This is a genomic window from Collimonas rhizosphaerae (assembly GCF_038896935.1).
Classification (GTDB): Bacteria; Pseudomonadota; Gammaproteobacteria; order Burkholderiales; family Burkholderiaceae_D; genus Collimonas; species Collimonas rhizosphaerae.
Map to the genome: position 1 here is coordinate 521,876 of NZ_JBANDC010000001.1, position 9,424 is coordinate 531,299.

General features: G+C 60.6%; 9 protein-coding genes. 5 read left to right on the top strand and 4 right to left on the bottom strand.

All coding sequences use genetic code 11. The features are described 5' to 3' along the window. The first annotated feature begins 21 nt into the window (after positions 1 to 21). The 3 genes from V8G57_RS02415 (at position 22) to V8G57_RS02425 (ending at position 3,216) form a co-directional block, all read left to right on the top strand. Complete coding sequence (locus V8G57_RS02415) at positions 22 to 1,380, top strand: TAXI family TRAP transporter solute-binding subunit (protein WP_342828037.1); 1,359 nt, start codon at positions 22 to 24, stop codon at positions 1,378 to 1,380. 141 nt (positions 1,381 to 1,521) lie between these two features. After that, positions 1,522 to 1,989: a DUF2844 domain-containing protein gene (locus V8G57_RS02420; RefSeq protein WP_342828038.1), complete on the top strand. Its 468-nt coding sequence runs from the start codon at positions 1,522 to 1,524 to the stop codon at positions 1,987 to 1,989. 12 nt (positions 1,990 to 2,001) lie between these two features. Further along, positions 2,002 to 3,216 carry a DUF3443 domain-containing protein gene (locus V8G57_RS02425; RefSeq protein WP_342828039.1) on the top strand — a complete coding sequence of 405 codons (1,215 nt, stop codon included), beginning with the start codon at positions 2,002 to 2,004 and terminating at the stop codon, positions 3,214 to 3,216. Between the two features lie 67 nt (positions 3,217 to 3,283). Here the strand turns inward: V8G57_RS02425 and V8G57_RS02430 are convergent, their stop codons facing one another. After that, entirely contained in the window at positions 3,284 to 4,042 is a 759-nt protein-coding gene (locus V8G57_RS02430; protein WP_092392314.1) for a peptidoglycan DD-metalloendopeptidase family protein, read from the bottom strand. A 522-nt stretch (positions 4,043 to 4,564) separates the two neighbouring features. On the opposite strand from V8G57_RS02430, the gene V8G57_RS02440 reads away from it, so the two are divergent. Both V8G57_RS02440 and V8G57_RS02445 read left to right on the top strand, forming a co-directional pair. Beyond that, positions 4,565 to 6,058, top strand: coding sequence for a collagen-like triple helix repeat-containing protein (locus V8G57_RS02440; RefSeq protein ID WP_425458208.1), 1,494 nt, complete (start codon positions 4,565 to 4,567; stop codon positions 6,056 to 6,058). A 91-nt stretch (positions 6,059 to 6,149) separates the two neighbouring features. Next, positions 6,150 to 6,344 carry a hypothetical protein gene (locus V8G57_RS02445; protein WP_092392318.1) on the top strand — a complete coding sequence of 65 codons (195 nt, stop codon included), beginning with the start codon at positions 6,150 to 6,152 and terminating at the stop codon, positions 6,342 to 6,344. 52 nt (positions 6,345 to 6,396) lie between these two features. Here the strand turns inward: V8G57_RS02445 and V8G57_RS02450 are convergent, their stop codons facing one another. The 3 genes from V8G57_RS02450 to V8G57_RS02460 form a co-directional block, all read right to left on the bottom strand. Next, complete coding sequence (locus V8G57_RS02450; RefSeq protein WP_092392320.1) at positions 6,397 to 7,962, bottom strand: sensor domain-containing diguanylate cyclase; 1,566 nt, start codon at positions 7,960 to 7,962, stop codon at positions 6,397 to 6,399. A gap of 30 nt (positions 7,963 to 7,992) precedes the next feature. After that, complete coding sequence (locus tag V8G57_RS02455; RefSeq protein WP_342828042.1) at positions 7,993 to 9,015, bottom strand: GlxA family transcriptional regulator; 1,023 nt, start codon at positions 9,013 to 9,015, stop codon at positions 7,993 to 7,995. Positions 9,016 to 9,170: 155 nt separating this feature from the next. After that, positions 9,171 to 9,335, bottom strand: coding sequence for a hypothetical protein (locus V8G57_RS02460; RefSeq protein WP_342828043.1), 165 nt, complete (start codon positions 9,333 to 9,335; stop codon positions 9,171 to 9,173). Positions 9,336 to 9,424 lie beyond the last annotated feature (89 nt).

Sequence of the window (9,424 nt, forward strand, 5' to 3'; positions counted from 1 at the left end):
AATAACGATAGAATAAATCTCATGGCTACCCCACTCAATCCGTCCGAACTGAAGCAATCCGCGATCAACATCAAGACACGCTTTGTTGCAATTTCGTGGCGTGACCTGGCGATCAGCTTCGGTCCGATAGCCTTGCTGGTGGTAGTCGCCATCTGGCTGGCGATCTGGCTGATCCACCCGGCGCCGCCGAACACCATCACGATGATCACCGGCCCCGAACACAGCAATTTCTGGAACACGGCCGAGAAATACAAGAAGATCCTGGCGCGCAACGGCATCAAGCTGAAGATCGTGACTTCGGAAGGATCGCTGGATAACCTGAAGAAGCTGAACGATCCGCATTCCGGCGTCGATGTCGGTTTTGTCCAGGGCGGCGTGGCGGGCGACTTGCCGATCGGCCAGCTGGTGTCGCTGGGCAGCATTTCCTATGTTCCGGTGTCGGTGTTTTACCGCGGCCGCGAGCGCATCAACCGGCTCTCCGAGCTGGAGGGCAAGCGGGTAGCCATCGGCATGCAGGGCAGCGGCTCGCGGGTGCTGGCATTGACGCTGCTGAAAGCGAACGGCATCGAAGCCGGCGGCAAGACCGAGCTGCTCGACATGGGCGGCGACGAAGCCGCGCAGGCGCTCACCGACAGCAAGATCGACGCCGCTTTCCTGATGGGCGACTCAGCCTCGCCGCCGACCATGGGCAAGCTGCTGCACACGCCTGGCATCCGCCTTCTCGATTTTGCCCAGGCGGGCGCTTATGCACGCCGTTTCAGCTACCTGAACGAGCTCAATATCCCGAAGGGAGTGTTCGACCTCGGCCAGAACATTCCCAGCCGCGACATCCGCCTGATCGCCCCGACCGCCGAACTGATTGCCCGCGAAGACCTGCATCCGGCGCTTTCCGATTTGCTGATCGACGCCGCCAAGGAAGTGCACAGCGGCCCCAACGTGCTGCAGCGGGCCGGCGAATTCCCGGCGCCGCTGGCGCATGAGTTCCGCATCAGCGACGACGCCACGCGCTACTATAAATCGGGCAAGGGTTTCTTCTACCGCACCTTGCCGTTCTGGCTGGCCAGCCTGGTGGACCGTACCCTGGTGGTGCTGCTGCCGATCATCCTGCTGCTGATCCCGGGTTTCAAGCTGGTGCCGCTGCTTTACGGCTGGCGCATCAAATCGCGCATCTACCGCTGGTACGGTATCTTGATCGCACTCGAGCGCGCGGCGGTGGTCGATACCGACACGCCGGAACAGCAGGCGCAATTGCTGAAGCGGCTCGACCATATCGAGGAATCGGTGAACCGGATGAAAATGCCGCTGGCTTTTGCCGATCAGTTCTATGTATTGCGGGAGCATATCGGTTTTGTGCGCAACCGCCTGCTCAGCCGCAGCTGAACTTGGCCTTTGCATGCGGCCGGTTTATCTAGCACATTACGAATGGCAATGGCGAGTGTGGTTGTTAAAACATCTTTACAAATTGCCGGGCAGCATCGGTTATGATTCCATAGGTATTTGTCAATCGAGCAGAGGTGAGCCATGAGATTTCCCGTTTCTGTTATGTGCGCGTTGCTGTTTGCGCAATCCGCGCCGGCGTTTGCGGCGCTCGGCGCGGCTGCCGGTCCGGCCGCCGGCACCGTCCAGGCCGACAGTGTTGCGCGCGCCAAGGCCAGCGCCAGCGCCCGCGTGACCAGCTACAACGGCTATACGGTCAGCGAAGTGGTGGAGCCGTCGGGCACCACGGTACGGGAATATATCGGTGCGGACAACGTGGTGTTTGCCGTCAGCTGGCAGGGGCCGAGCATGCCTAACCTGCAGCAATTGCTGGGCAGCTATGCCGACCAGTTTGCCGCTGCCGCCAGTGAGCCGCACCAGGGTCGGCGCGCTGTCGCGATCCAGTCGGACCAGCTGGTGCTGCGTTCCGGCGGCCACATGCGTTCCTTTGCCGGCAGCGCTTACGTGCCTGCCTTGCTGCCGCAAGGCGTGACCCCTGACAACATTCGCTGACCGGAGATGACCATGCGCTTTTTGACGTATCTGCTGTGCCTGTTCAGCACTCTGTTCCTGTTCGCCTGCGGCGGTGGCGGCGGCTCCGACGGCGGCACCACGCCGACGCCTACGCCGCAGCCGACCCAGAATGTGCAGGCCCTGGTAATCGATAACGGTCCCGCGGGCGCCTCCGGATCGGTCAACGCACCCTATGTTTCGCTGACCATCTGCCAGCCCGGCAGCAGTACGCAATGCCAGACCATCGACCATGTGCTGGTCGACACCGGATCGAGCGGCCTGCGCATCATGTCCTCGGTACTGGCCGGCAACCTGACGCTGCCGTCGGTGGCCAGCGCCAACGGTAGTCCGCTGGCCGAATGCGCGCGTTTTGCCGACGGTTATAGCTGGGGTTCGGTGAAGCAGGCTGACTTGCGCATCGCCGGCGAGGTTGCCAGCGGCATTTCGGTGCACATCATTGGCGACAGCGCATTCCCGACGGTGCCTAGCGGCTGCTCCGGCGGCCTGGTGGCGGAAAACACGGTGGCGGCGTTCCATGCCAATGGCGTGCTCGGCATCAGCACTTTTATCCAGGATTGCGGCGCGGCATGCGCCAGCCAGGCGCTGGAAGGCTGGTACTACTCTTGCCCGAGCAGCAACAGCTGCACGGCAACCACGCTGGCGGTCAACAAGCAGGTCGGCAATCCGGTCGCTGTTTTCCCGCAGGACAACAACGGTACGGTAATTACGCTGCCGTCAGTCGGCGCCAGCGGTGCGTCCGGCGTCACCGGTTCGCTGGTTTTCGGCATCGGCACGCAAACCAATAATGCACTGGGCAGCGCCGCCATTTACACCTTGAACAGTTCCGGCAACCTGAGCGCCTTGTATCAGGGACAGGTCATGCAGGCATTTTTTGACAGCGGTTCGAACGGACTGTTTTTTGCCGATTCGACGATCCCCGCCTGCACCAGGAGCCAGGGGTTTTACTGCCCGACCTCCACGCTGAGCCGGAGTGTGGTGAATACCGGCCTGAACGGCCGCAGCAGTACCGTCAACTTCAGTATCGTGAATGCCGATGCGCTGTTCCAGGCCAACCCGAACAACACGGCATTCAACAACATTGCCGGCGGCGCGGCGTTCAATTCGTTTTTCGACTGGGGACTGCCGTTCTATTTCGGACGTTCGGTCTATACCGCGCTTGAAGGCGTGTCGGCCAGCGGCACGACAGGGCCATACATAGCCTATTGAACGGGTATCCTGGATGATCAAAAGGGGCGCGTCATGCGCCCCTTTTTTTTGCCCGGCTGCCGCGCTTTTAGCGGCTGGGCAGGAAACGGGAAGGGTCTACCGGCTTTCCCTGGCGGCGGATTTCGAAATACAGCTTGACTGCGCTGCTGTCGGATTTCCCCATCTCGGCGATCTTCTGGCCCTTGCTGACCATCTGTCCTTCCTTGACGACGATGGTCTTGTTATGGGCATAGACCGACAGCAGGTTGCTGTTGTGCTTGATGATGACCAGGTTGCCGTAGCCGCGGATGCCGCTGCCGGAATACATGACCTTGCCGGCAGCGGCGGCCAGCACCGGCTGTCCCAGCTGGCCGAATATGTCTATCCCTTTTTTGCCCTGGCCGGAGCCGCTGCTGGACTGGCCGCTTGCCGGCCAGCCCCAGTCGACCGGATCTTTTTCATCGCTGGCGGCCGGCGTGGCGTCGGCGCTGTCTGTGCTGCGCGGGCTGGCTTTGCTGCCGGTGCCGCTGCTGGAGGCGGCGCTGGCGGCAGCGCCTTGCGGCAGCACCCGCAATACCTGGTCTACCTTGATGTCGTTGGGGTCCGACAGCCGGTTCCAGGCGATGATGTCGCTGTTGCTGCGGCGGAATTTGCGCGCAATGCTGGATAACGTATCGCCCTTTTGCACGGTGTAGTAGCCGGGCCCGCTCGGTTGCGCCGGGCCGGAACCGGACGGGGTGCCGCAGGCGGTGAGGGTGGCCAGCAGGATCAGCGCTAGGCTGGCGCTCCTGATTCTGTTGCGTTTTCTTGGGCTGGATGTTTCGGTATTCTGGACCAACAATGACATTCCTCTGATCAATCGATCTCGCTTTGGTTAGGCAATGGCAGGCGCCGTTGGCGCCAGCGACGCATCTTCTGATCTTGTCCGGCGCAACTAGTTGCGTGTTTTGCATTCATTGCAGCTTGAATTGCGTCGATGTTGCCGTTTTTTCTAGAGGCTTGAGGATATCTCAATTGTGCTGGCGGGGTAAATGCCGGCAGTAATCCGGGTTAGGCCGGCAGTGACTTTCGGGCAGCTGAGAAGCTCTTGTATTGATGTCAGTAAAGCAACTGTTTGTACCCGTTTCCTGTTCTCTGTTACGTTACATGTAACGTATCAATCGACGTTTGGCGACTTCAGTCCGGCATCGTCGGCATCCTGCCGAAAATCAGCTTAGTCTTTGATTTTTAAGGATTTATTGTATGTATTAATTATAAATGCCGATGTGAATTTCCCATTTATCCAGAGGTTTTCCGGTTGGCATGTTCTTTGCGGAATAGACAAGCAGGGACAACCGGTTCGAACTTTCAATAAAAGGGGAAACACATCATGAAAACATCAAAGGGCAGTTTGATTGTCGCATCGTTGTTATTGACCAGTTTGCTGGCTGGTTGCGCTAGCGGAGGCGGCGAACTCGGTAAATCGCTGGGTTCCGGTTCTGGTGCAGGTGCCGGCACTGGTGCAGGCGGCGGCACTGATGGCGGCGGTGGCGGTACTGGAGGCGGCGCTGATGGCGGTGGCGGCGGTGGAACAGGTGGTGGCGGAACAGGCGGTGGTGGAACAGGTGGTGGTGGAACAGGTGGTGGTGGAACAGGTGGCGGTGGAACAGGTGGCGGTGGAACAGGTGGCGGTGGAACAGGTGGCGGTGGAACAGGCGGTGGTGGAACAGGCGGTGGTGGAACAGGCGCTTCGGCCAATTTCCTCTCCAATGCCGGCACAGCCATATCCGGCACGGGCGCTGCGCTGGGAACGATAGGCAATACCGTAATCAACAACGTGCCGTTGCTTTCGACCGACGCAAAAAGCGGCTTGGCCGGCGTGGTTAACAACGGCACCGGCATTGTGTCTACCTTGGGCGCCGGCGTCACCAACGGCCTCGGCCAGCTCGGCACCAATCCGAACGCCCTTGGCACCACCCTCGGCAGCACCGGCGGTGTGGTTACCCAAGTGGGAAATACAGTACAAAGCGCCGGACAACTCGTGTCCGGCCTGGGCAGCGGGCCGCTGGCGCCTCTTGCCGCCGTGACCACGCCATTGGGCGGCTTGGTGACGCAGGTCGGCGCCGCGGTCTCCGGGCTGGGAGCGCCGTTGACCTCGGCCCTGACTAGCGGTCCGGTGCAGCAGATCACCCAGACCGTCACCCAGGCGATCGTGCCGCTGACCAGCACGGTGACAACCTTGACGCAGACAGTCGGCAACGCAACCGGCCTCAACCAGCCGGTAAACAGCCTGCTGACGGCGGCGGGCGGCGGTGTTTCCAGCTTGGGCGGGGCACTGACCGCGGCTAATGTACCTGTGGTCAGCACCCTTGGCGGCGTAGTCAGCGGTGCCGGCGCCACCGTGGCAGGCCTTGGTACGAATGCCCTGGTCGGCACCGGCCAGCCTCTGCTGGGCAACCAGACCGGCGGTCTGCTGGGTGGTTTGACCGGCGCGGTCGGTGGCGGAACCGGTTCGGCCGGCGGTCCATTGGCCCCGGTCACCAATCTGGTTAGCGGCCTGACCGGCGCCCTGAGCGGCGCTGCAGGTACTGGCGCAAGTCCCTTGGCTCCGGTCACCAATCTGGTGAGCGGCTTGACAGGTGCTCTGGGTGGCGCCGCAGGCACTGGCGCGAGTCCTCTGGCCCCGGTCACCAACCTGGTAGCCGGCCTGACTGGCGCGGTCAGCGGTACAACCGGTTCGACTGCCGCCAGCCCTCTGGCTCCAGTCACCAATCTGGTTAGCGGCCTGACCGGCGGCAAAGCCGCGACCGGCGCCACCAACGACCCGCTCGCTCCGGTGACAGGTTTGCTGAGCGGATTACTGGGCGGAACCGCCAAGAAATGAGCCATGTTGTCTGGTAGTCCAAGGAAGCCCTGGCAGCGCCAGGCTTCCTTGATTCAAGGCTGGATACATAGCAACCTTCTGAGGTGGAATCATGAGAGCCGAACAAATAGTCGATCTGATCGCTTGCGCCAGCCCACAAGCGCAGGTGCCGGGGAACGATCTTCTGATAGGAATGCTGGCTCGTGAAATTGCGGCGCTGTCGTACAAGCTGACCGAGCAGGAGTTATATCGTCTGATAGCCGTTGGCTCGCTGGTGTATGAACGCGGACGGCGCGGCAGGGCGTGACTTGCAGAACGCAGCTCGCCAATATTGATGGAATGCGTCCTGTCGTTATTGTCTAATGCGGGTCGGCGCTGGAGCAGACCAGGTTGCGGCCCGCCGACTTGGCTGCATATAGCGCCTTGTCCGCTGCCTGAATCAACTCAAACGGAATATTGCCGTCGCGGACCGGGACAAAGGCGTCGACACCGGCGCTGATCGTGACCACGCCGGTATTGCTGCCGGGATGCCGGATGTTCAGGTCGCTGATGGCAACCCGGATCTTTTCCGCTACTGCAACCGCGCCAGCCAGATTGGTATCGGGCAGCAGCACCACCATCTCTTCGCCGCCATAACGCGCCGCCAGGTCCCCAGGACGGTTCTTGCTGGCTTTCACGACTTCGCTGATCTGCCGCAGGCATTCGTCTCCAGCCAGATGTCCGTAGATATCGTTATATTGTTTGAAGTAATCGACATCGATCATCACCAGCGCCAGCGGACTCTCGATGCGCATGGCGCGGCTGAATTCGTCGCGCAGCGCATTGTCGAACTGGCGGCGGTTGGCGAGCCCGGTCAGGCTGTCTTGCAGGGCCAGCTGCTCCAGGTGGTGGTTGAGGGCCCGCAGCGATTCCTGGACGCGCAGCAGGTCAGCTTCTGCCAGCAGGCGCAACTGGATCTGGTGAACCAGGCGCCAGCCGAGCAGGCCCAGCGCCAGCGTCAGCAGCATGGCGCCGAACAGGTGCAGATAGGCATCGGCGCGCCACTCGGTCAGTACTTCGTCCTTGGAACGCGCGACGGTCACGAACAGCGGGTATTGCTGCAGATGGCGATATGCGATCAGCCGCTCCACGCCGTCCTGGCCGGATTTCATCATGGCGGTGCCTACCGCGCTCCTCGACGCGTAGTCGCGGTAGATGGGGTAGTTGGACAGGTTCTTGCCGATGGTGTCGTCCATCATCGGCCGCCTTACCAGCATGGTGCCGTCATTCAGGCTAAGGAAAATGGAGCCGGCGCGGCCGATGTCGAAACTGTCGTAATACTTCTTGAAGTAATCGATGTTGATGGTGCCCAGGACCAGGCCGGCAAAACTGCCGTCGGCATGGTTGAAGCGGCGCGAGACGGTGACGATCCAGGCGCCGGTGGAGCGGCTGCGTATCGGCGGCCCGATATACGGTCCGCGTCCGGTGTGGCTGCGATGGTAGCGGAAATACTGGCGGTCGGCATTATTGACCACCGGGACCGGGCCGGTGCGCGCGTTGGCCAGCCATAACCCGGTTTCATCGTAGATCGACAGGTCGTTCAACTGCGGCAGTTCGGCGATATGCTGGATCAGCAGTTTGTGCAGCCGTTCCAGCGAGGCGCTGCCGGCGCCTTCCACTTCCAGCCGCTCGACCAGGCCCACCAGCACGGTGTCGGTTTCCTTGATCGTGTCGTCGGCATGCTGCGACAAGGCGCGTGCAAGATTGGTTGTGGCGATTTCGGTTTCATGCAGCTCGATGTTGCGCGCATTCCAGCTGCGCCACACTTCGACCGACATCAGCGAGACGCACACCAGCAACACGAAGACGGTCGCCAGATAAGTGATCGGCAACGACTTCAGCGCAGGGTGCGCTGGCCGGAGCGCGATAGCGATGGGGATGTTCATCGTTTGTCCAGTAGCGCGCAGGCCTTTGCTTCAGCTTGGTCGTATTCCCTTGCGATATTCTGTAGGAGAAGTCCACATGTGCTTGCGGAACAGCTTGGCGACATGCTCGCCGCTGAACAAACCGCAGCGCCGCGCTATCTTGTCGATCGGCAGGTCGGTCTCGGTCAGTTGCTGGCGTACCGCTTCCAGGCGCAGGTTCCGCAAGAAGTCATGTGGAGTCTGACCGGTTTCGCGCTTGAACTGGCGCACGAAATTACGTTCGCTCATGGAGACGAAATTGGCAGCGTCGACCACGCTGACGGGCTCCGCCAGGTGCTCGACAAACCACAGCGAGGCGCGGTGGATCTTGCTGGCCTTGACCGGATCGAAGGCTATCGTCGCCTGGCTGGCAGGCGGGGTGTCGCGGCGCCGCTGGCAGACCACCAGGCTTTGCGCCACGCGCTGCGCAACCGCCGGGCCGAGATCGTTTTCCAGCAGGAGCAGCGCCAGATCGGCTGCCATGCCGACATCGCAGGACGTGAAAATTCCATCGTCTTCGCTGATCTGCGCTTCGCGGTCGATTTTGATTAGCGGGAATTCGCGGGCCAGCTTGTCCAGCAGCGCCCAATGCGTGGTGGCGCGCCGATTGTTCAGGAAGCCGGCGGCGCCGATCACGAATACGCCGGTGCAGATCGCGGCGACGCGGCGCACGCTGCCGCGCATCTGCTGCAGCCAGGCGATCAGGTCGGGATCCCGGTAAGCATCGAAGTTTCCGGTGCCGCTGGCGATGAGCAGCGTATCGAATTGATGTTTGCAGAACGACGCCAGCGATGAGGTCATGATCTGCACCGACGCTGACGACATGATCATGCCGCCGGCGATGGAGAGAACGGAGACGGCGTAGCGTGTGGTGCCTGGGAATACCGTGGATATCAGCTTGTCGCCGATACCGAAGACATCTGCCGCGCCAACTACGTCAGCCAGCACGACCCCTTCGAACACGATGATCCCTATATGCCTGGTTGAGCTGTTGCTGCCCATCACTTCAAGTGTCTTTGCGCACTCGATATCCATGTGATTCTCCCCGCAAGCGATCTACCTTTTTTGCATTGCCGGAACGCAATTTTTTATTGGTAAATTACTATTTCCCATTCTGCTACAAAATTGGCTTTTGTCCAGAAAATGATTGTTAAATATAGTTATTTGTGTGGCGCGTTTACACTAGTTTTTTACGGCAATAAAAAATCTTCATACTGAAACCCGTTGTGCCCTTCAATGTTAATTTCTGTATGGCATTTAATTGAGGCGTGATGCATGTTTGACGTGGTTCGTCCCGCGCTGCCGCCATTTTTTTGCGTGATGCTGCCTTCAATTCGATGATCTGTAGCGCTCATGCTTGCTTTTCCTGTCGTCCAGCGCGTCTTGCAAGCGCGAGTTCTCCAGCGTCAGCTCTGCCACGATCTGCTTCAGCTTGGCGTTCTCT